The organism is Chryseosolibacter indicum, from assembly GCF_018598585.1.
Classification (GTDB): Bacteria; Bacteroidota; Bacteroidia; order Cytophagales; family Cyclobacteriaceae; genus Chryseosolibacter; species Chryseosolibacter indicus.
In genome coordinates this window covers 85,860-107,232 of record NZ_JAHESD010000005.1, presented here as the reverse complement: position 1 = coordinate 107,232, position 21,373 = coordinate 85,860, and the positions used below count along the sequence as shown (strand labels likewise).

The following is a 21,373-nucleotide window of genomic DNA, read 5'->3' as shown; positions in this document are numbered from 1 at the left end:
ATCACCTGGGAAGTGCTGTATATGCGTCCTCCCTTCAGGTATATCATCTGCTTATATTCCGCAAGCTTCATGTTGAAAAATATCTACACAAACGGAATTTTAAGCAAGAATAATGGTATAAAAAGATTATGCCAACCAGGCACATCCTATAAACCTGTGCATTTGCACTGTTATTTTAAATTCAATTTTTAGTGGGGATTAAATTCTACAAGTTTTGTAGTGCACCACTCTCTTTTAGAAAGGTTGCCCATACTTTGTAGCCATTGTTATTCAGATGTAAACCATCGTAAGTGAATTTTTGATCCATCCTTTGCTGATTATTTAAAAATAGAGGAAACAAGTTCAAAAAATCGATATTTGAGTGTTGCGCTAGCTGTTGTAAGAGCTGGTTTGTGTGTTTGATATGGTGTTCCTTATCGTAATGTTGCGGAAATCGTGCGTGAAGAGGATTTACAGGTAAAATACTTTGGAGGTAAATCTTTGTTGAAGGAGTCTGGCTTCTAATGCGCTCAATGATCTTTCTTATATTATCCACGATTACCTCATCTGGAATATCCTTTGCGATGTCATTTATTCCAATAAGAATAAAAAGTTTGGAAGGCTTTCTAATAATAATATCATCCAGTCTTTTTAGTACGCCATAGGTAATGTCTCCTCCAATGCCTCTGTTTATGACGCTCTTGTTTTCCAAAAGCTCCGACCAATTTGCACCCTCAGTAATACTATTGCCCAGAAACACGATTTGCCCTGTTATAACTGGCTCTTTCTTAAATTGCGCAATGCGTTGAGCGTAGTGTTCGGGCATAAATGAAGTAGTATCAAAGAGATTTTGATGGGTCACTTGCGCTATTGACGTTGTGTATTGCACGGTTATAAATGAGAGAATTAACGCTCTGAGGAAGTAGTTCATTGTATGAGAATATCTGAAGGATAAAAATAATGAAAAATCAAGCTGCTAAAAGGTGGTCTTTACCATGATTCAATCAGATGCTTTTCTGTAGTGATGTCAAGGCTTGTTACGCCTTATTAAGACTAATGATGGCTACTGCTTACAGTCTCCCTGCACTCTTTCTACAGTCTCCCTGCACTCTTTCCTGTTTTATCCTGCTTTTACTGACCGATCTGGCCTCTATTGAAATTCAATAAGGTGTGATTATAGGATGGAATATCAATATACAAATTTCTGGCAGCTTTTGGAAGTAAAAGCTTTTGAATTTATCAACAACAGATAAAAAAGAACTTCAGAACCATATCTTTTTTTTGATAACAACTTCGTTAAATTTGATAGTTAAAACTAAATCGTTATGGCAAAAGGACAAGACAAACGCAAAGAAGAAAAGAAGAAGCCCGCTAAAACTTTGAAAGAAAAGCGCGCTGAGAAGAAAGAGAAAAAGAATAGTAAATAACACTTCTTGAAAGGCTGTCTTAATTAAGAATAAAGACAGCCTTTTTTGTTTTTTGATTAACGATAACAACCCTCAATGAAGCGGAGAGATTTTATTAAACAGACTTCTTATACAGCTTTAACATTACAAGCTTTTTTACTGTCATGCAATTCACCTTCCAACAGCAAGGAAAAGCCACACGGTAAGCAAACGGAAAACGCGATCGCGAAATTTGAGTTAAGTGAGGCTACAGTAATGGACTTACAGCGCATGATGGAGGAGGGAAAGTATACAGCCCAACGAATTGCAGAACTTTACATCCGCCGTATTCAGGAGGTTGATAAGGACGGGCCAAGATTAAATTCGGTGATAGAAATTAATCCGGAGGCGATACAAATTGCCACACAACTCGATGAGGAAAGGAAAAGCGGTAAAGTAAGAGGCCCGCTTCATGGCATCCCTGTTCTTATTAAAGATAATATAGATACTGGTGATAAGATGATGACAACAGCGGGATCACTTGCTCTCAATGGTCATCATGCAATGCATGATGCTTTTTTAGTAAAAAAGTTAAGGGAAGCCGGTGCCGTTATTTTAGGCAAAACCAATTTAAGTGAGTGGGCCAATTTCAGATCAACCCGTTCGAGCAGTGGCTGGAGTAGTAGAGGAGGGCAGACTAAAAACCCCTATGTATTGAATCGTAACCCGTGTGGCTCTAGCTCTGGTTCAGGTACTGCGGTTTCTGCAAACTTGTGTACAATAGCAATAGGCACGGAGACCAACGGATCAATTGCTTGTCCTTCATCAATTAATGGTGTAGTAGGTCTAAAACCTACCGTTGGTCTTGTAAGCAGAAGTGGAATTATTCCTATTTCTCATACGCAAGATACTGCAGGGCCAATGACACGAACCGTAGCAGATGCAGCGATATTGTTAGGGGTAATAGCAGGTGCTGATGAAGCCGACAAAGTGACTCTAGAGAGTAAAGGAAAGGCATATGCTGATTATACGAAATACCTTGATCCAAATGCGTTGCAAGGAAAGAAAATTGGCGTAGAGAAGTCCTTTCTAAAAGAACATGAGGCCGTGGATGCACTGCTTCGCGAAGCACTTGATATCATGAAAAGCAAAGGAGCAGAAATAGTTGAAGTTGATTTTAGAAGTAAAGTTAACGTAGGAGAATCAGAGTTCGATTTATTACAATTTGAATTTAAAGATGGACTAAACCGGTACTTCTCTCAGTCACATACTCCTGTAAAATCATTAAAAGAACTTATTGATTTTAATAATCGACACGCTGATAAGGTAATGCCCTTCTTTAAACAGGAGATTTTGGAAATGTCGGAGGAAAGAGAAGACTTGCAAAGTAAGGCTTACAAGGAAGCATTAAACAAGGTTATTTCAACCCGGAGTTTAATTGACAAGGAGCTGAAGCAACATGGAATAGAAGCTATTTGTGGCCCTGCTAATGGTCCATCATGGTGTATTGATCTTGTAAATGGTGATCATTTCACTGGCTATGGAATGTACTCTGCTGCAGCAATGGCTGGGTATCCTCATATCACAGTTCCTATGGGACTGGTAAAAGGACTGCCTATCGGTTTAACATTTATAGCCAGCGCTTACCAGGAGCCTCAGTTAATCGGTATTGCTTACGCCTTTGAACAAGCGTCAAAGTTAAGAGCTGTTCCTGAGTTTAAAGAAAGCCTGGTATAGAAGGGTAGGAGAGATTTAAATGATTAATAAATAAAGAACCCTGACAAGTCAGGGTTCTTTAAGTAAACAAAAAACAAAAATCAATTAGAATTTTGAAGCGTCTTCTACTTTAGAAACTACTTCAGTTGTTGGCTTTGTTAATTCTTTGTCAGCAGTTTCATGATGTTTTTCAGAAATATGCGGAGCAATGATAAGCGCAACAATTGAAGTTAATTTAATAAGGATATTCATAGAAGGACCTGAAGTATCTTTAAAAGGGTCTCCAACGGTATCGCCAGTTACAGAAGCTTTGTGAGGCTCTGATTTCTTATAGTAAGTCTGGCCATTGATTTCAACACCTTTCTCGAACGACTTCTTAGCATTATCCCAGGCACCACCAGCATTTGATTGGAACATACCCATTAAAACTCCTGACACTGTTACACCTGCTAAAAGGCCACCAAGAACTTCTGCTCCGAAAATAAATCCTACTAATACAGGGACGATAATAGCGATTGCACCAGGAGCAATCATTTCACGAATGGAAGCTTGTGTTGAGATCGCAACGCACTTTTCATACTCAGGCTTGGCTTTATATTCCATAATACCAGGAATTTCACGGAACTGGCGTCTTACTTCATTAACCATATCCATCGCAGCGCGACCCACGGCAGCAATTGCCAATGAAGAGAAAATGAATGGTATCATACCACCAACAAACAAGCCTGCAAGCACAGGAGCTTTGTAAATATCGATAGCCGTAATTCCGGATACACCAACAAATGCAGCAAACAAAGCAAGAGAAGTTAACGCAGCAGAAGCAATAGCGAAACCTTTACCAGTTGCAGCGGTTGTATTACCAACAGCATCAAGGTTGTCGGTTCTGTGACGTACTTCTTCAGGCAACTGACTCATTTCTGCAATACCTCCGGCGTTGTCCGCAATCGGTCCGAAAGCGTCTATCGCAAGTTGCATAGCAGTAGTTGCCATCATACCTGCCGCTGCAATGGCAACACCATATAATCCCGCGAAAGCGTAAGACCCAATGATACCACCTGCAAGTACTATAATTGGCAGCACTGTAGACTCCATACCTACAGATAAACCACCAATGATATTTGTGGCATGTCCTGTACCCGATTGTTTAATGATTGATAATACTGGTCTTTTACCCATAGCCGTATAGTATTCAGTAATCATACTCATTAGCGTACCAACCACAAGACCAATAATAATTGCGATATACACATCCATAGAGGTGAAAGACACACCACGATGTATTAAGTTTTCCGGTAATAGATATAAAACTACAAAGTATGAAGCGATAGCAGTGAGAACAATAGAAGACCAGTTACCAATGTTTAGTGCTGATTGCACACTGTCTGTTTCATTTTTAATTCTCACAAACCATGTTCCTACTATTGAGAAAATTAAACCAAGACCTGCTATAAGCATTGGTAAGAGAATAGGAGCTAAACCGCCGAAAGCATCGTTCGATTCTATTTCCTGACCTAACACCATTGTCGCAAGGATGGTTGCAACGTAAGATCCAAAAAGGTCAGCACCCATTCCAGCAACATCACCTACGTTATCACCGACGTTGTCTGCAATGGTAGCAGGGTTTCTAACATCATCTTCAGGAATACCTGCTTCTACTTTTCCAACAAGGTCAGCGCCTACGTCAGCAGCTTTTGTATAAATACCGCCACCTACACGAGCAAAGAGGGCAATAGACTCAGCACCGAGAGAAAATCCGGCGAGCACTTCTATCGCTCTTTTCATTTCAAGACCGGTAATGGCAGCTCCTTCAGGAACAAAAACTTTAATGAATACGATAAAAAGTCCACCTAAACCCAGCACGGCAAGCCCTGCCACACCAATACCCATTACAGAACCGCCTGTGAAAGATACTTTTAACGCTTTAGCTAAACTTGTACGAGCAGCTTGAGTAGTACGAACATTTGATTTTGTTGCTATCCTCATGCCGATATATCCTGCAAAAGCAGAAAGAACTGCACCGATAAGAAAGGAAATAGCGATAATAGGGTGAGAATCTTCAACCAGTGTGCCGGACCATCCTAAAAGAATTGCGGCGATAACAGCAAAATAGCCAAGAATTTTCCATTCTGCTCTCAGGAAAGCCATGGCACCATTTGCGATGTAACCTGCCAACTCCTGCATTTTTGCATCACCGGCATCCTGCTTGGTTACCCAGGCCGATTTGATTGCCATTGCAATCAACCCGACTACGCCAAAGGCAGGGATTAGATATAAGATACTATTCATTGGTATAAAGTTTACAGATATATGTTATAGTTTATTGAAGCGTTAAAAAAACCACCCCGGTTTATCGGGATGGCTTCTAAAAAATTTTGCGCAAAGATAGAATAAGTAGTAAAATGGCCAAAAAATCATCTTTATTATCAAGGGTTTAAGCGGGAGTCATACACCAAACATCTGCTTCATGGCCACCCAAAGATTTTTCTTTTTAACATCATCCAACTTCCCTAATTCATCTGCCTTAATCACAGAAACACCATTTATAACATGTCTCTCATATGATTTGATGTCGGTTTCAAGAGATGAACCGAAAAGTAGTACTTTTCCAGGTTTATAAACCCCTAAAACTTGTTCCGTGAGTTTTGGCTCCTGAACAATTAAAACAGAATCAATACTGGTTTTAACTGAGCTCAGAATTTTTGTCAACAGAGCCTTTTCTTCATCTAAAATCTTATGCCACGGAGTTGGAAGTACAATCATCACCGAACTGTTGATTTTGTACAATTCTTCCTGGTAGAGATTCTTCGCTATTATGTCGTTCAATTTTGTGTCTCTTTAATATCAAAAATAGATTTCAGCTCTTTTGCATCCTGTGGATTCATTCTATTTGCGAGAATAAGACGCAATTGTCTTCTTCGCAAAGCTCCGTCGTAGAGTGATTTTTCCTCTTCGGTTTCTGGTTCAATTTCCGGAACATCTATTGGTCTGCCTGATTGATCTACTGCAACAAATGTAAAGTATGCACTGTTGCTCTCTGTCCTCTTGGAAGAAGGTACATCTTCAGCTTCAACATCAATGCGTACTTCCATTGATGAATTAAAGGCACGGGTTACCTTGGCTTTTAATGTTACCACGTTGCCCAATTGGATAGGATGTTTAAAAGAAATGTTATCTACGGATGCCGTAACCACAATCCTGTTTGAGTGTTTCTGTGCTGAAATGGCAGAAACAATGTCCATCCAGTGCATCAGGCGCCCACCCATTAGGTTATTTAAAGTATTTGTATCGTTTGGTAGTACAAGTTCCGTCATGCTGACAAATGACTCGCGCGGAAACTTCTTCTTTTTTGACATGTTTATGAATATAGAGATTAAATGCTAACGTTTGAGATGTACTAATAAATGTTAGTTCGCACAAAAATCATAAAAAATACTTTGCAAACCATTCAATCATTTCATTATTTCGGTAACTATTACAATGAAAGCAGGCAAAAACAACATCTATGCGTCTCTGATACCCGTTTGTGGTATTGATGCTTGTGCTTTCATTATTGCCATTATTTCAACTATTACTACCATCATTACGGGGTAACCCGTATCATACTCCATATCATCCCATGTCGATTAATGTCCAATTCAAGGAGTTGGAGCAGTAATCAAACGTTCAAGTCAAGCCATTACCCAAGAAAGCTTAGCCAAATAAATAAATGAAAGTACTCAAGTTTGGAGGATCTTCAGTAGCTACTCCACCGCGCATACAAAATGTTATAGAAGTTTTAAAGCCTTATCTGAAGGAAGAAATCGCAGTTGTGTTTTCAGCTTTTGGAGGCATTACAGATACGCTTATTCAAATTAGCACCCTTGCATTAGAAGGAAAGGCGGCTTACAAAGATAAGCTGACAGAAATTGAAAAACGCCACCTCGATGCGGTACGCGAACTTATTAGCATTCAAAAACAAAGTAGCATTCTCGCACAGGTAAAGATTAAGATCAACGAGCTGGAGGATGTTTTACATGGCGTCTATCTCGTAAAGGAAAGGACTCCACGCACCCTCGATTACATTATGAGTTTTGGAGAAAGGCTGTCAGCGTATATCATTTCAGAGGCAATGAAAGACCAGGGTATTTCAGCCTCTTATCTTGATGCGCGTAATGTAATACGCACTGATAATCATTTCGGTTATGCAAAAGTAGATTTCGAAGTAACAAATAAACTCATCAGAGAACATTTCAGAAATAAAAAAGAAGTCCAGATTATCACAGGATTTATAGCTACAGCAGAAACGGGGGAAACCACAACATTGGGTAGAAGCGGATCTGATTATACGGCTGCAATTTTCGCTGCAGCGCTTCAGGCCCATGATCTGGAAATATGGACTGACGTAGACGGTATGATGACGGCAGATCCAAGGTTGGTAAAGAAGGCATTTACCGTTCCTCAGATGAGCTATGAGGAAGCAATGGAGCTTTCTCACTTTGGTGCAAAGGTGATATTTCCTGCAACCATGCAGCCTGCCATGGTTAACAAAATTCCTATCTGGATAAAAAATACCTTTAATCCCACATTCAAAGGAACAGTAATACACGCGGAATCCACCAATGGAAAATTAATCAAAGGAATTTCGTCTATGAATGGTATCACACTGCTTAACGTGCAGGGTAGTGGTTTATTAGGTGTTGTGGGTGTCTCTATGCGTTTGTTTGCAACATTAGCAAGAGAAAGAGTCAATGTGATTCTTATCAGTCAGGCTTCTTCTGAACATTCTATTTGTATCGCTATCGAAAGCACCCTTGCAAACCATGCGAAGCGTGCTATTGAAAAGGAATTTCAAAATGAGATACGGAATGAAGAAATTGATGAAGTACAAATAGAAGGAGATTTATCCATTGTTGCTGTTGTAGGTGATGGCATGAAACACAGCCCAGGAACAAGTGGTAGAATGTTTTCTGCCCTGGGTAAAAATGGGATTAATATTGTAGCTATAGCGCAAGGATCTTCAGAAAGAAATATATCAGTAGTGATACGCCAGTCAGATGTCGCCAAAGGATTAAATGCATTACATGAGGCCTTTTTCCTTTCAGATCGTAAAGTGCTTAATGTCTTTTTAGTCGGTACCGGACTTATTGGTAATTCTCTTCTTCAGATGATTGAAGATCAGTTCGTGAAACTTGCTAAAGAAAACCTGTTGGAGGTTAACGTTATAGCAATAGCAAACAGCAAGAGAATGTTGTTTAATGAAGAAGGTTTAACCTTGAAGCGCGGCATTGAAGAAATGAAGGTTAAAGGAGAGGCAATGTCCATGATGGGCTTTGTTGACCGAATGATAACCTTGAATAAAACCAATAGTATATTTGTTGATTGTACTTCAAGCGAAGAAGTTACTGATTGCTATGAGCGTATTCTTGCATCTAATATCTCCATTGTCACTCCGAATAAGAAAGCAAATTCTGGTTCTTATGAGAAGTATTATAGTCTCAAGAATGTTGCATTTCAAAGAGGAGCAAAGTTTCTATATGAAACCAACGTAGGCGCGGGTCTTCCGGTAATTAATACATTAAATGATCTTCTTTTAAGTGGCGATAAGGTAATAAGTATAGAAGGTGTTTTAAGCGGAACGTTAAACTATATCTTTAGCACATACACAACAGGTAAAAAATTTAGTGATGTAGTAAAAGAGGCGAAAGAAAAAGGTTACACAGAGCCGGATCCACGTGATGATTTAAGTGGTAAAGATGTAGCAAGAAAAATATTAATTCTTTCGAGAGAGGCAGGTCTTCAATTAGAGCTCGACCAAGTTTCGGTACAGAACCTTGTTCCCGAAGATTGCCAGGGAGACATGAGCGTTGAACAATTCTTTAAAAAGCTTGAAAGGCACGATGCTTCTTTTGAAAAACTTCTAAAAACTGCAGAAGCTAAGGGTGAAAAGCTGCGTTACAAAGCGGTACTGCGTGAAGGTAAGGTTAAGGTAGAGCTAGGTTCGGTTGATAGTCACCATCCTTTTTATTCTTTAAGTGGAAGTGATAACATTATACTCCTTACTACTGAAAGATATCATGAGAGACCTATGGTTATAAGAGGACCGGGTGCGGGCGCTACGGTTACAGCCGCCGGAGTTTTTGCTGACATAATAAGAATAGGACACTATGCTAAATAACAAGAAAATTATCCGTGCCTTTGCACCGGCAACTGTAGCCAATGTTTCCTGTGGTTTTGATGTATTAGGCTTTGCCGTAGATCAGCCAGGCGATGAGGTTGAAATAGCTTTAAATGCATCAGCAGAGGTTGTCATAAAATCTATAGTAGGGGACAAAGGGAGGCTTCCTTTGCAAGCAGATAAGAACACTGCAGGTGTTGCTGTAATGTCATTGTTAAACGCACTTGGCCTTAAACAGGGAGTTGAAATCACCCTCTATAAAAATCTTCCGCTGGGTAGTGGCATGGGATCAAGCGCAGCAAGTGCAGTAGCTGCGTTGATAGGAATAAATTATCTTTTAGGTGAACCTTTTCAGAAAAAGGATCTTTTGCCGTTTGCAATGGAGGCTGAGCGTGTTGCATGCGGTGCGGCGCACGCAGATAATGTTGCACCATCGCTATTGGGCGGTGTTGTACTTGTAAGAGGGTACGATCCCCTCGATGTCGTCGACATTCCTTTATCAGGGCAACTCTATTGTACGCTTGCGCATCCTAACATTGAACTTAAGACAGAAGATTCAAGACAAGTTCTTCGTCAAAACATTCCCTTAAAGGATGCTATAACGCAATGGGGAAACATCGCCGGTCTTGTAGCAGGTTTAATGAAACCTGACTACGATCTCATTGGAAGGTCGCTCAAAGATGTAGTGGCAGAGCCAATAAGGTCTTTATTAATTCCTGGCTTCAACGAGATAAAAGATGCAGCTGTGAAGGAGGGCGCACTGGGTTGTGGTATTTCGGGATCAGGGCCAACGCTATTTGCGCTCTCTAAAAACTACTCAACTGCTGATAGAGTAGGAAGAGCTATGCAGTTACAATTTTTGAAACATAAGCTAAATAGCGAATTCTATGTTTCGGAAGTAAATCGAAAAGGCGCGTATGTAATTGCAGAAGCGGTCACTGCATAAAACAAAACTTACCCATTGAAATGAAATACTACAGTACAAATAATAAAAACAGAAAGGTTACACTAAGAGAAGCTGTAATTGAAGGACTAGCTCCGGACAACGGCTTATATATGCCAGAACAAATTCCAGTTTTACCACCTAGTTTTTTCCAAACCTTGCATGAAAGGACATTTAAGGAAATAGCTTATGAAGTTGCTCAGTCACTTATTGGTGATGATCTTCCTAAAACGGAACTAGGTAGGATAATTGATCATACCATTCAATTTGATGCGCCTCTGGTGGAGGTAGAAAAGGATACCTTTGCACTTGAGCTCTTTCATGGTCCTACATTAGCGTTTAAAGATTTTGGAGCGCGCTTCATGTCTCAGCTGCTTGGTTACTTTGCGAAGGAACAAAAGCAGGAAATTACAGTTTTAGTAGCTACTTCTGGCGACACGGGTAGTGCAGTAGCCAATGGATTTCTCGGAGTTGAAGGCACAAGGGTAATCGTACTATACCCGGGAGGAAAGGTAAGCGATATACAGGAAAAGCAATTTACAACACTTGGTAAGAACATTACCGCTATTGAAGTTGATGGAACATTTGACGATTGCCAATCGCTGGTTAAGCAGGCTTTTCTTGACGGGGAATTAAAGCAAAAGTTTTTCTTAACGTCTGCTAATTCAATAAATATATCCCGACTTGTTCCTCAATCCTTCTACTATTTTTACGCCTATAGCAGGCTGGTAAAGCAAAATAAACCGGTCATTTTTTCTGTGCCAAGTGGTAACTTCGGAAATTTAACAGGAGGTGTGTTAGCTTCTAAGATGGGCCTTCCGATATACAAATTTATAGCAGCAACTAATGTCAATGATGTCGTACCTGTTTATTTGGAAACAAAAGAATTTACCCCAAGACCAAGTAAGCAGACCATCAGTAATGCTATGGATGTAGGTAACCCAAGTAATTTTGCGCGTCTGAATGATATTTTTGGAGGAGATCACAACGCTATAACAGATTTTATAAAAGGTTATGCTTTTACAGATTCTCAAACTTCCAAGGTACTTGCGGAGGTGTATGCAAATAAAGGTTATCTTATGGATCCTCACGGTGCCATTGGATATTTGGGACTTCGCCAATACAGGGAAGAGAACAAGAGCGATTTTATAGGTGTATTTTTAGAGACTGCCCACCCGGGAAAGTTTAAGGATACTGTTGAGCATGTAATTGGTGCACCTATCCATTTACCCGAAGTACTTCAAAATTTCCTACAAGGGAGAAAGAATACAATTAAGTTGGGAACAGGAGAGTATAAGAATTTTAAAAAGCTTTTATTGGAGGAGCTCGTCTCTGCATAGCCCTTAACCGTGGTACCTATTATTCGTAAAGAGCAGGCATAGGATTTTAATAGTTGCTTTACATTTTCACTTATGTGCAATCTGTAAAAGTAATTTAAAATGAAAAAAGCATTTAGAGTATTATTCGTCCTTGCAATTATAGCATTGTCTGTCCCTACAACATCATTTGCTTCAGATCCTAATAGTCTTCCAATTGAACATCGGGAAGCACAACTCCAAAAGCTCAATGAGCGACTAAAGGAGATAGAAGCAATGGATATCAAAAAGCTTTCTAAAGAAGAAAAGAAGGCCCTTCGTGGGGAAGTAAAGAAGATAAAAAAAGAGATGAAAGTTGTTAGTGGCGGGGTTTACCTAAGTGTTGGCGCAATTTTACTCATTGCTTTGCTGCTGATTCTTCTTGCTTAAAATAATCTGCAAAGTTTGATGTGCTTGAATTCAAGCACATCAAATTTTACCTATTACAGCCTATAAGAGTTACTATTTGTAATAGCTTAATTTGTCTTAGCCTTATTAAGGTCTAGGCTGTTTGTCTCTTGGGAAGAATGATCAGAAACCTTGCTCCCTTTCCTGGTTCGCTTTCTGCCTTAATAAAACCATGATGGTTATCTACAATCTTTTTACAGATTGCCAAACCAATCCCAGTTCCCTGGTACTGGTTATTACTGTGTAATCTTTGAAAGATGCCAAAAATCTTCTCTTTATACTTTTCTTCAAACCCTATGCCGTTATCTTCAACACAAATTACAACATAAGATACGGGATCAATGTCATGCTCCGTTGCCTCATTCGGGTTAAGGTCTCTTGTTTCAATTTTCACCATCGGAGTAGTCTTATTATTAAACTTTAATGCATTACTTATAAGGTTTTGAAAGAGTTGATGCATTTGTCCAGGTACTGCATCAATACGAGGAAGATTACCGATATGGATTACTGTTCCTTTTTCCCTGATGCTTATTTCAAGGTCGTCTATTATATGTTGAATAACTGATTTTAAATCAACTGATGAATATGGAATATCAGTGTTACTTAGCTTTGATAATGTTAGTACATCTTCAATTAGTACCTGCATCCGGTTTGATGCATTAACAATTTTATCAAGGTAGTTCTTTTCATTAGTTTCTAACTTGTTTTCAACTTTTGAATACAGAAGGTTACCAAAAGTTTGAATTTTGCGCAGCGGTTCTTTCAGATCATGTGAAGCTACCGACGCAAATTGTAATAAATCAAGATTAGATTGTTCGAGTTTGTAATTGGTCTCCTGCAGTTTGGAGGAGGTATTTTTTAAATCTTTATAACTTTGCGCAATAAGATCAGCAGCTTTCTTTTTCTGTGTTACATCAGTAATTGTGGTAACAACACCGTCGCGCATTTTAACCGCTGACACTTCATACCAACATTGTGTCGTATCACTATAAAACTCAAAGTATTCGTCTTTGCCTGTCTCTACAACTTTAACGTATTTATCTAAGTAATCATTAAGAGAGGTTTGTATCTCGGATGTTTTCTTGCCTTCCAGATCGTCCTTTCCTATAATTTTTTTGGCAGATTTATTAGCGGTAATATATTCAAAATCAATTATGGTTCCTTTCTCATTTCTGATAGCTCTCTTCGCGCTAATTCCGCTCTTGGATCCATTAAAGACACCTTCTATTATGCTACTTAAATTTTTGATTTCTGAAACGTCAATAAAATTAACAACCACACCATCAATCGTTCTGTCCTGCCTTACATAAGGGGTGATCTTCATCAGGAAGCTTCTGCCGTCTTTAATGCTTATTTCTTTTTTCTGTACCTCATTGGTAATTATAACCTTCCTGATTTCACTGATAAGATCAATATCATTAATATTATTTGTAATGTCATTTATAGGGCGGCCTATATCTGTTTCAATCAAATTGATCTGGCTGGTAACGGCAGGGCTAAACCTCCGGACAATCAAATGCTTATCAACTAAAATCTGACCTATTTCACTATTATTGAAATAATTGTTTAGATCATCATTTAATTCGATGAGTTCCTTTATTTTCAATTGATGTTCTGCACTGACCGTGTGTAATTCTTCATTTAAAGATTGCAGTTCTTCATTGGTGCTTTGAAGCTCTTCATTCGCGGAAATCATCTCCTCGTTGCTTGTAAGCAGTTCTTCATTCGATGACTCCAGTTCTTCAATTACCGATTGTAGGTTTTCCTTTGTCTCTCGTAACTCCCTTTCCAGCTCTTCAAGTCTTTTGGTGTCAACAAGGTTTTTGCTTTTAGCGGATGAACGTTTAATTCTTACTCTTTTTTCTTCCTCTTCCTGGATGATAACAAAGATAAACGATTGCTGATAGTCTTGTTGTTGGAGATATGGTTTTACAATGATATTAACCGTTTTTTCGACTTTGTCATTTTGTAACTTGATATTTCGGATGACGTTCTTTTCCTGCTCCTGGATAGCTTTTCGAATGCAAATACCGAGAGCAATAGCTAAGTCTCCAGATACAAGTTTAAGGAGGTTGAATGTCAGGTTGTTTTCAGGGAAGTTCAGATATTCTTTGAAATGGCCAATGGCATGCTTTACCTCCATGTTTTCGTCAATGAGTATCCCTGCGTATCGATACTCATCCATTAATGTCTCCTTGAATATTTCAGCAAGGTTGTTTATTGCATTCTTGGGTTTGTTTGCCCCTGTAAAGTGAGCTAGGCTAGAGCCGTGAACTGGTGTAGTCAGACTTTCAGCATCCATTACTCTTGATTTACCCGTGCATTTATAGATCTTCCACTTCTTGCTAATTTCCTTCATCGAATCCTTGAGAACGCTTACATTCTCACTTGCTCCCAGTAAAAGAAAAGCTCCATGATTCAAGGCGAACAGGAAAGATTTAAGAACGTGGCGCTGTAGTTTCACATTCATATAAATGAGCATGTTTCTGCAGCTAACCAGGTCAAGTTTGCTGAAAGGAGGATCTTTAATAATATCGTGGTAAGCAAAAACCACCATCTTTCTCAAGGAAGGAATTATCCGGTAACTATTTCCTTCTCTGATGAAAAATTTGCTAAGTCGTTCCGGGGTAAGATCTTTCGCAATGGATTCAGGGTAAGTACCGAGTGATGCCTGCTGCAGTGCTTCCTTGTCAATATCAGTAGCAAAAATCTTTATATTGTAGTCATGAGACCTTATGTTGTCCATGTATTCATGGAGCAGCATTGCCAGAGAGTAGGGCTCCTCGCCACTACTGCATGCTACCACCCATATTTTAATAACATCATGAGGTTTTTTATTTGCAAAAATGGCAGGTATCACTTTCGATTTTATCTCCTCGAAAGCTTCCGGATCTCGGAAGAATTTTGTTACGTTTATTAAAAATTCTCTACCTAAGTTCGCTGCTTCTTCAGGATATTCTTTAAGGTAGCTATAATAATCAGTAAGCTTTTCAAATCCTTTTTCAGCTAAATTCTTTGCGAGCCTTCTGTTTATGGTGGGCTTTTTATATAAACTGAAATCGTGACCCGTGTTGTTTTTTACTAATTGAAGAATGTCAGTTATAACTGCTTCATCATCTTTACTGAAACGTTCTAGGTTTTTGAGATAGGGCGCATCTCGGAGGTATTCGACAAGTTCCTCTGCTATCATCTCGGGGGAGAGGATAAGGTCTACAAGTCCGGTAGCTATGGCGCTGTTGGGCATGCCGTCAAAATCCGCTGTAATAGGATCTTGTACTATGGCCAAACCACCTTGTTTTTTTATTGCTTCAATCCCTTTTGTCCCATCGGTACCTGTGCCGGAAAGTATAACCCCTACTGCATTTTTTCCCTTCTCCCTTGCCAATGATTCAAAAAAGGTATCAATGGCATTGTTAGGTACCTGGTAGCGTTCTTTGTCGTGAAGCTTCAGCGTATTGCGGGAAAGGGTCATTACCTTTTTGCTCGGGATTAGGTAAACGCAGTTCTTCTCCAGGACCATATCTTCTTCAGCTTCCTTTATCTGCATGCGCGTGTGTTTTGCAAGCAGCTCACCCATTAAGCTTTTATGATCAGGTGAAAGATGCTGGACTACCACAAATGAAAAATTTGTGTTGTCAGGCATATTGTCGAAAAATTCATGAATAGGTTCAAGTCCTCCTGCAGAGGCTCCGATACCTATTATGAAATGATCTGAAGAAGACGAAGTAGTCATTCCCTGCTGGCCACGTTTAAATTAAAACGATAATTTTATTACTTATTTTAAATATTTCAACCGGTCTTTGTCACCTCTTTCGCTAAAGAAACCTATTGTTTAAGGATGACGGTAACTCGTTTAAACAGATGTTATAGTCATGTATGCTTGCTGAAGTTGGGAGAATGCCATAAACATGGGAAAAGGTGAAGGCATTACGGACCTTATTGATGAGTCTATTCCTCATCATAATTAAAGTCCTGACGGATTTGGTTGAGGTAAATTCTTGATTACAACAGTAATTACTTACTTCTTGAGTTAGCATAGTGGGTGACAGAAAAATAGCCATAAATCAGCCGTAAAAAACTATGCCAGTATAGTGGTAAGGAGGGTAGAGATACCCTCCTTGTGTTTAACTTATTCCTCCGGACTATTTCTCGTCCTTATAATTTTCAATTTTATTTACGTCACTAGCCCTGTTAGACGTAAATTTTTTGTCTTGATCTTTACTTTCTTTATCATCTGCTCCTTTCGCTTCCAGGTCAATATCAGGACGTGCATCTCCATCAATAATTGGAGTCAATTCCTCTTGGGTTTTCTTCTTTTCATTTTCCATGACGCTTCCTTTTATTTAATGTTATGGTAGTGCTAAAATCATGCCCCCAACATGAAGATTAGTATATCAATAAAGAAGGTCGCTTGTACTTCCTCCTTATTTGGTTAGTATTGTATACCTGACTATTACTATTGCTTATTTAAAGCGATAGGTAAATAACCTGATACCGACTATGGATTGCAGCCGTGTTAGAATCTTATTAATAGAAGACGACGCCGAAGATGCAGAGTTTACTATTTACACCCTGAAAAAGTTACATATCGAAAATGTATTACACATCAATGATGGGGTAGAGGCATTGCACTATTTGTCTGAAACAGGACCAGGTGAGATTTCATTAATTCTACTCGATATAAGAATGCCCAAGGTCGATGGTATTCAAATATTGCAATATTTAAAAACCGATCATCTTAAAAGAAATATCCCCGTTGTGGTTTTTGTGTCTTCCAAAGATGGGCAACGCTACGTTGAATTACATGGGGTTAAAGCAGATAGTTATTTGGCAAAGCCCGTTCAGGTCAATGACTTCCTCACAGCAATTGCAGAAATCGGTCTGTCAAGGATAGCAACATCTCATGCTATCAAACAGATGTCTCTGTCTTAATACCCCTTACAAATTCAGTTGTTAACACAGGTATTCTTTATTAGCTATCCTCATATTATATTGTAGGCAAATTTATATTCATGAGCCGTACAATCTTAATGCTTGAGCATGACGAGGATGACCGTTATATAACTAAGGCAGTTTTTAATGAAAACAGTTATCAGGTAAGTCTTAATTTTGTAACAAGTAGCGATGAGGCTTTTCTTTATTTACAGCAATGCAAGGAATCCAATAAATATCCATCACTGATACTGCTGAATTACAATGCAGGGCCTTCAAATGCGGTTGAAATTTTATCAAAATTAAAAGCATCAGCCCATTATAATCATATCCCTGTTATTGTATTAAGCGGGGTGGTAAATGATAAAATCGTCCAGGAATGCTACGAAGCTGGGGCAAGCTCGTTTATCCAAAAGCCCGACACAAGCTTGGACACTGACAAGAAGATTAGCAGCTTCTTTCATTATTGGTTTGAAACAGTAGAACTGCCTAACTAGGCAGACTCAAGCAGTTCATGTCTGTACCGTGTGAGAATGGTAGACTTAGACAGGAAACCCTTGTAAATACCATTGTCAATTACAGGAATATTCCATTGGTTGGTGGCGTCAAATTTAGACAGCGCCTGATGGAGATTCTCCCGTAACTCTACTACAGCTGCAGGAGGTGTCATTAATTGTTGAACGGTTATTGTATCGTATTTCGAATGGTCAAAGATCACTTGCCTTACCTTATCAAGGTGTACGAGCCCTATTAGTTTTTGGTTTTCGTCAACTACCGGGAAAATATTTCTGGAAGACGATGCTATCACTTTAACAAGGTTAGCCAATGTTTGATTAGGACTTACTACTGAAAAATTTGTTTCTATCAACGTGCTTAGGTCAAGCCGGCTCAAAAGCAATTTGTCTCTTGTTTCAATTGATTGATTTAATTTGAATGAGAGTTTTTTCGCTTCCATGGAAAGAGGCTCGAAGAAGTGTGTTACTACCAGGCTAAGCGATGAGACAATCATCAGCGGAATCATCAATTCATAGCCACCTGTTAATTCAGCAATAAGGAATATGGCGGTGAGGGGAGCGTAGAATACGCCACTGAGAATACCTGCCATGGCCACGATGGTAAAATTACTTACAGGGATAGTGGTTATTTTTAACGTGTTTACCAGCGTTGAAAAGACGTAGCCCAGGTATGCACCAACAAAAAGAGATGGTCCAAAACTGCCTCCATTGCCTCCGCTTCCTAGTGTTATTGCTGCGGCAACTATCTTTAGAAAAATAAGACAAGCAAGAAAAATTAATAGATGGGTTTCATTCGTAATAATGCTCTTTAATAAACTTGTTTGTGTTAATACTTCTGCATTCATATCGGCTATCGCCTTAATCGTTTTGTATCCTTCGCCGTATAAGGGAGGAAAGAGCATAATGAGAATGAAGAGAATAATACCTCCTGTAACTACTTTAACCCATCTGCTTTGTATCCTTTTATAGAAATGCTCTATACCCTCAAAGATGCGGGCATAACATAGCGAAACAATGCCTGCTAAAATGCCGAGGAGGACATAAAAAGGCAGATTATGATAGTTAAATGGTTGTTGAAGAGAAAAAGTCAGGATCACGCCCTCAAGCAAAATCATCTTCGATATAAGTGCACCACATGCAGCTGATATGATAAGAGGAATAAACGCCGAAGCACTAACATCGGTTAAGAGTACTTCAATAGCAAATAGTACCCCTGCAATTGGTGCATTAAATGCCGCGGCTATTCCTGCGGCAGCCCCACAACCTAGTAAGATTGTTCGTTCTTTATATCGTAGTTTATACACCCGACCATAATTAGAACCGATAGCAGATCCGGTACTAACCATTGGTGATTCAAGACCTACCGACCCACCAAAACCTACTGTCAATCCACTGCTCACCAGGTGCGCATACATTTCACGTGTAGGTATTACGGCCGATCGCTTAATAATGCTGAACACAATCTCAGCGCTGCCTTTTCTGATTTTGTCAGTTAACACATATTTAATGAAGAGCACTGTAAGGGCTATTCCGATCAAAGGGAATAAGGCGAATAGAAGAAATTCCTCGTAGTTATGAGAATAGTAATTAACAATGTTTTCAATTGAATGCACAAAATACTTTAACGCCATCGCAGCAAGACCGGATATCAAGCCTACAATGATGCTTGAGACAATGAAGAAATTTCGTTCTGTTAACTTGCCTTTTAAAAACAAAAGTGGCCTTCTGAGAAAACTAATAAGTAATTTCATATTGAAGTGCCAATATAAGAAGCGTAATATTTAAATAATTATATTCCTGTATTTAAACGGCATTTTTGTTCTGTTACCTGTTAATAATGTTAAAAGTCTTGATGAATAATCTTGAGAAGAGAACAGAACGATAAAGAAACGTGATAAAGTATTATGAGATACAGCGGTGAGTGCGGATTGAATGTGTAATGTAAAAGCTAATACTGTTTACCCGCGTTTTACGGCGGATAAACAGTTTAAAATCATATTGTTGTTTCGTCAGTTATTTCGGTTTCATCACCTAATCTCTTGCCAGTATCCTGGCTACTGGTCTCTTTCTTCTTGTCCGTATCGCTGTCTGGTTTACTCCTTACCTCACTTCGTGGATTTTGTTGATTCGGATCCATATCTTTTGATGGATTTACGCTGTGATCAGGAGGTGTTGGAGTATGATCAGCAGGAAACGGTTCTTTAATTTTATTTTTCTCGTCTTTCATAAGCATATATTTTAAAACTTACAAGGGTTTTAAAATCATGCCTGCCATAAGCAGGAGCAACCGATGGTCGAATACATTAGAATATGTAGCGGATTTCACAATACGGTAGTTGAGCTGCAAGCAGCGTCCTAAATGCGTCTACAAGTTCTGCCTTTAGGTTGCGTTTGTATCGTAAATTACGGCCGCCTGTTTGTGAATATTTCGTCTCCTGTATTTCTGGGTGCCATATATAAGATTCTCCTTTAGGATGCCACTGCAGGTTGACCTCATGAAGCTTGTCATTATGGGTTAGAAAAATTACCTCACTTTTCAATTGTTGCTTTGCTTTTTCATGCAGCGTGTCATCTATCTCTTGCAATAACAATTTGTAATCCTTGATCCAGTTTTCGTAAAATACTACCGGTGAAAAGTTAATATGGACTTCCCAGCCGGCGTCTACAAAATTATTGATAGCTGCGATTCGTTCTGAAATTGGTGAAGTGCGAACATCGAGTATTTTGGATATCCCTGCTGGCATTAAACTGAATCTGATTCTTGCCTTGCCTCTAGGATCATACGACAGCATGTCGTTGTTAACATACTTTGTAGCAAAGGTAGCCTTGGCATTAGGCAGTCTTTTAAACAATTCGATGGTGTCTTTTACATTATTTGATAGAAGCGCATCTACGGAGCAATCACTGTTTTCACCAATATCGTAAACCCAGTATTCAGGATCTATTTGATCAGGTTCTGTCTTAACGCCTTGTTTAGCAGCATGACGTTCAATGTGTCTTAAAATCTGTTCTATGTTAGCAAAAACAGTAATAGGGTTAGCATAGCCTTTCCTTCTGGGAACGTAACAGTAAATGCATGACATTGTGCATCCATTGGCAAGCGATGGAGCAACAAAATTCGAGCTTCTCGTATTAGGTCTGGTGGACACAGATTTCTTTACACCTATTATCAGAATATTCCTTTTAATTTGATTCCAATGCTCTGCGGATCCTTCAAACCCATGCAGGTGCGGTATTTTCCAATGGCTTTCAACTTCATGTAACGTAGCATCAGGAAATTGCATTAGAAGCTCGACACCCCTGGGCAACGTTTTTACTACCGGTTCATAGTAAATATCAGTAATGTTTAGAAGATTTTTTTCTATGGTAAGCATGCAATAACAACAAGAATCAGCTCCAATCAGTTATGCTGCTTTAAGGAATCATGAGTTCACAAATAGCTATTTTTAATCCTGTAAATTTTTACTGGGTTTGATTTGTAGATCGTTCTTTTATCTAAGTACATGTTGTTTTTTACTGCTACCCTTTCTGATTCAACATTCTTTTCATGAATAACTGATATAACGCTGTTTTTGAAATTATTTTTAAAAGCATAGCAGATACACTTACTTGCTGCTTCACGTGCAAAACCTTTTCCTCTGAACTGGGGCAGCAACGAGTACCCCACCTCTAGTTCTTCAACCTCGTCAACATTTTGTATTAGTAGACCACATTGTCCAACAATTTCTCCCGTAGATTTTTCAAGAATTACATTCATGCCTCCCTGGTTGTGCTGGTATCTAAAAAAGGTGTTGTCAAACCAGCGCCTGCATTCGTCGAAAGCATTTCCGTATTTAGGAAACCAGTATTTATTGGAAAGGGGATCATTAAAATAATTCACCCAGCTGTCGAAATCATCTTCATTAAGTGCCCTGAATTTAAGTCTTTCAGTTTCTTCGCCATCCAGTAAGTAAGTCATGTCAATGGTGCTATTAACGCAGTTGTAT

The 21,373-nt window shown here is 39.1% G+C and carries 17 protein-coding genes; 7 read left to right on the top strand and 10 right to left on the bottom strand.

What is annotated here, in order from left to right; genetic code table 11:
* Nucleotides 1-205: 205 nt before the first annotated feature.
* Nucleotides 206-910, bottom strand: a complete 705-nt coding sequence (locus KK060_RS03900; protein WP_254152324.1) for a GDSL-type esterase/lipase family protein — start codon at nucleotides 908-910, stop codon at nucleotides 206-208.
* A 571-nt stretch (nucleotides 911-1,481) separates the two neighbouring features.
* Here KK060_RS03900 and KK060_RS03895 point away from each other — a divergent pair.
* On the top strand, nucleotides 1,482-3,101 hold the full coding sequence (locus tag KK060_RS03895) for an amidase (protein ID WP_254152323.1): 1,620 nt from the start codon (nucleotides 1,482-1,484) through the stop codon (nucleotides 3,099-3,101).
* A gap of 84 nt (nucleotides 3,102-3,185) precedes the next feature.
* Here KK060_RS03895 and KK060_RS03890 read toward each other — a convergent pair whose 3' ends face one another.
* The 3 genes from KK060_RS03890 to KK060_RS03880 all read right to left on the bottom strand — a co-directional run bounded on the left by KK060_RS03890 (nucleotide 3,186) and on the right by KK060_RS03880 (nucleotide 6,433).
* A complete protein-coding gene (locus tag KK060_RS03890; protein WP_254152322.1) occupies nucleotides 3,186-5,366 on the bottom strand; it encodes a sodium-translocating pyrophosphatase in 2,181 nt (726 codons plus the stop codon).
* Between the two features lie 156 nt (nucleotides 5,367-5,522).
* Nucleotides 5,523-5,903 carry a hypothetical protein gene (locus tag KK060_RS03885; RefSeq protein WP_254152320.1) on the bottom strand — a complete coding sequence of 127 codons (381 nt, stop codon included), beginning with the start codon at nucleotides 5,901-5,903 and terminating at the stop codon, nucleotides 5,523-5,525.
* Nucleotides 5,900-6,433 carry an acyl-CoA thioesterase gene (locus KK060_RS03880; RefSeq protein ID WP_254152318.1) on the bottom strand — a complete coding sequence of 178 codons (534 nt, stop codon included), beginning with the start codon at nucleotides 6,431-6,433 and terminating at the stop codon, nucleotides 5,900-5,902. The genes KK060_RS03885 and KK060_RS03880 overlap by 4 nt, the downstream gene beginning before the upstream one ends.
* 353 nt (nucleotides 6,434-6,786) lie before the next feature.
* On the opposite strand from KK060_RS03880, the gene thrA reads away from it, so the two are divergent.
* The 4 genes from thrA (at nucleotide 6,787) to KK060_RS03860 (ending at nucleotide 11,922) form a co-directional block, all read left to right on the top strand.
* Entirely contained in the window at nucleotides 6,787-9,234 is a 2,448-nt protein-coding gene (thrA, locus tag KK060_RS03875) for a bifunctional aspartate kinase/homoserine dehydrogenase I (protein ID WP_254152316.1), read from the top strand.
* Nucleotides 9,224-10,180 (top strand): homoserine kinase, encoded by a 957-nt coding sequence (locus KK060_RS03870; RefSeq protein ID WP_254152314.1) that lies wholly within the window; start codon nucleotides 9,224-9,226, stop codon nucleotides 10,178-10,180. Before thrA ends, KK060_RS03870 begins: the two co-directional genes overlap by 11 nt.
* Before the next feature lie 20 nt (nucleotides 10,181-10,200).
* Nucleotides 10,201-11,517, top strand: a complete 1,317-nt coding sequence (gene thrC, locus KK060_RS03865) for a threonine synthase (RefSeq protein ID WP_254152312.1) — start codon at nucleotides 10,201-10,203, stop codon at nucleotides 11,515-11,517.
* Nucleotides 11,518-11,616: 99 nt separating this feature from the next.
* Nucleotides 11,617-11,922 carry a hypothetical protein gene (locus tag KK060_RS03860; RefSeq protein ID WP_254152310.1) on the top strand — a complete coding sequence of 102 codons (306 nt, stop codon included), beginning with the start codon at nucleotides 11,617-11,619 and terminating at the stop codon, nucleotides 11,920-11,922.
* Between the two features lie 112 nt (nucleotides 11,923-12,034).
* On the opposite strand, the gene KK060_RS03855 is transcribed toward KK060_RS03860, so the two are convergent.
* Together KK060_RS03855 and KK060_RS03850 are read right to left on the bottom strand one after the other, a co-directional pair.
* Nucleotides 12,035-15,673, bottom strand: coding sequence for a chemotaxis protein CheB (locus tag KK060_RS03855; RefSeq protein WP_254152308.1), 3,639 nt, complete (start codon nucleotides 15,671-15,673; stop codon nucleotides 12,035-12,037).
* Nucleotides 15,674-16,082: 409 nt separating this feature from the next.
* The gene (locus tag KK060_RS03850) at nucleotides 16,083-16,268 is read right to left on the bottom strand and encodes a hypothetical protein (RefSeq protein WP_254152306.1); all 186 of its coding nucleotides are present in this window, start codon (nucleotides 16,266-16,268) and stop codon (nucleotides 16,083-16,085) included.
* 172 nt (nucleotides 16,269-16,440) lie between these two features.
* Here KK060_RS03850 and KK060_RS03845 point away from each other — a divergent pair, with 172 nt between their 5' ends.
* Both KK060_RS03845 and KK060_RS03840 read left to right on the top strand, forming a co-directional pair.
* Nucleotides 16,441-16,872 carry a response regulator gene (locus tag KK060_RS03845; protein WP_254152305.1) on the top strand — a complete coding sequence of 144 codons (432 nt, stop codon included), beginning with the start codon at nucleotides 16,441-16,443 and terminating at the stop codon, nucleotides 16,870-16,872.
* Between the two features lie 80 nt (nucleotides 16,873-16,952).
* Complete coding sequence (locus KK060_RS03840) at nucleotides 16,953-17,369, top strand: response regulator (protein WP_254152303.1); 417 nt, start codon at nucleotides 16,953-16,955, stop codon at nucleotides 17,367-17,369.
* Here the strand turns inward: KK060_RS03840 and KK060_RS03835 are convergent.
* From KK060_RS03835 to KK060_RS03820, 4 genes are all read right to left on the bottom strand, one after another.
* On the bottom strand, nucleotides 17,366-19,138 hold the full coding sequence (locus KK060_RS03835; protein WP_254152301.1) for a chloride channel protein: 1,773 nt from the start codon (nucleotides 19,136-19,138) through the stop codon (nucleotides 17,366-17,368). The genes KK060_RS03840 and KK060_RS03835 overlap by 4 nt on opposite strands.
* A gap of 242 nt (nucleotides 19,139-19,380) precedes the next feature.
* Nucleotides 19,381-19,614, bottom strand: coding sequence for a hypothetical protein (locus KK060_RS03830; RefSeq protein WP_254152300.1), 234 nt, complete (start codon nucleotides 19,612-19,614; stop codon nucleotides 19,381-19,383).
* 76 nt (nucleotides 19,615-19,690) lie between these two features.
* Complete coding sequence (locus KK060_RS03825) at nucleotides 19,691-20,761, bottom strand: spore photoproduct lyase family protein (RefSeq protein ID WP_254152298.1); 1,071 nt, start codon at nucleotides 20,759-20,761, stop codon at nucleotides 19,691-19,693.
* Between the two features lie 56 nt (nucleotides 20,762-20,817).
* Nucleotides 20,818-21,345: a GNAT family N-acetyltransferase gene (locus KK060_RS03820; RefSeq protein ID WP_254152296.1), complete on the bottom strand. Its 528-nt coding sequence runs from the start codon at nucleotides 21,343-21,345 to the stop codon at nucleotides 20,818-20,820.
* Nucleotides 21,346-21,373: the final 28 nt, after the last annotated feature.

What these genes read in the sequence shown, in the direction of transcription:
- thrC (WP_254152312.1), top strand. Translation starts at nt 10,201, where the DNA reads ATGAAATACTACAGTACAAATAATAAAAACAGAAAGGTTACACTAAGA.
- KK060_RS03830 (WP_254152300.1), bottom strand. Translation starts at nt 19,614, where the DNA reads ATGAAAGACGAGAAAAATAAAATTAAAGAACCGTTTCCTGCTGATCAT.
- KK060_RS03860 (WP_254152310.1), top strand. Translation starts at nt 11,617, where the DNA reads ATGAAAAAAGCATTTAGAGTATTATTCGTCCTTGCAATTATAGCATTG.
- KK060_RS03895 (WP_254152323.1), top strand. Translation starts at nt 1,482, where the DNA reads ATGAAGCGGAGAGATTTTATTAAACAGACTTCTTATACAGCTTTAACA.
- KK060_RS03900 (WP_254152324.1), bottom strand. Translation starts at nt 910, where the DNA reads ATGAACTACTTCCTCAGAGCGTTAATTCTCTCATTTATAACCGTGCAA.
- KK060_RS03825 (WP_254152298.1), bottom strand. Translation starts at nt 20,761, where the DNA reads ATGCTTACCATAGAAAAAAATCTTCTAAACATTACTGATATTTACTAT.
- KK060_RS03850 (WP_254152306.1), bottom strand. Translation starts at nt 16,268, where the DNA reads ATGGAAAATGAAAAGAAGAAAACCCAAGAGGAATTGACTCCAATTATT.
- KK060_RS03820 (WP_254152296.1), bottom strand. Translation starts at nt 21,345, where the DNA reads ATGACTTACTTACTGGATGGCGAAGAAACTGAAAGACTTAAATTCAGG.
- KK060_RS03870 (WP_254152314.1), top strand. Translation starts at nt 9,224, where the DNA reads ATGCTAAATAACAAGAAAATTATCCGTGCCTTTGCACCGGCAACTGTA.
- KK060_RS03890 (WP_254152322.1), bottom strand. Translation starts at nt 5,366, where the DNA reads ATGAATAGTATCTTATATCTAATCCCTGCCTTTGGCGTAGTCGGGTTG.
- KK060_RS03880 (WP_254152318.1), bottom strand. Translation starts at nt 6,433, where the DNA reads ATGTCAAAAAAGAAGAAGTTTCCGCGCGAGTCATTTGTCAGCATGACG.
- KK060_RS03855 (WP_254152308.1), bottom strand. Translation starts at nt 15,673, where the DNA reads ATGACTACTTCGTCTTCTTCAGATCATTTCATAATAGGTATCGGAGCC.
- thrA (WP_254152316.1), top strand. Translation starts at nt 6,787, where the DNA reads ATGAAAGTACTCAAGTTTGGAGGATCTTCAGTAGCTACTCCACCGCGC.
- KK060_RS03840 (WP_254152303.1), top strand. Translation starts at nt 16,953, where the DNA reads ATGAGCCGTACAATCTTAATGCTTGAGCATGACGAGGATGACCGTTAT.
- KK060_RS03835 (WP_254152301.1), bottom strand. Translation starts at nt 19,138, where the DNA reads ATGAAATTACTTATTAGTTTTCTCAGAAGGCCACTTTTGTTTTTAAAA.
- KK060_RS03845 (WP_254152305.1), top strand. Translation starts at nt 16,441, where the DNA reads ATGGATTGCAGCCGTGTTAGAATCTTATTAATAGAAGACGACGCCGAA.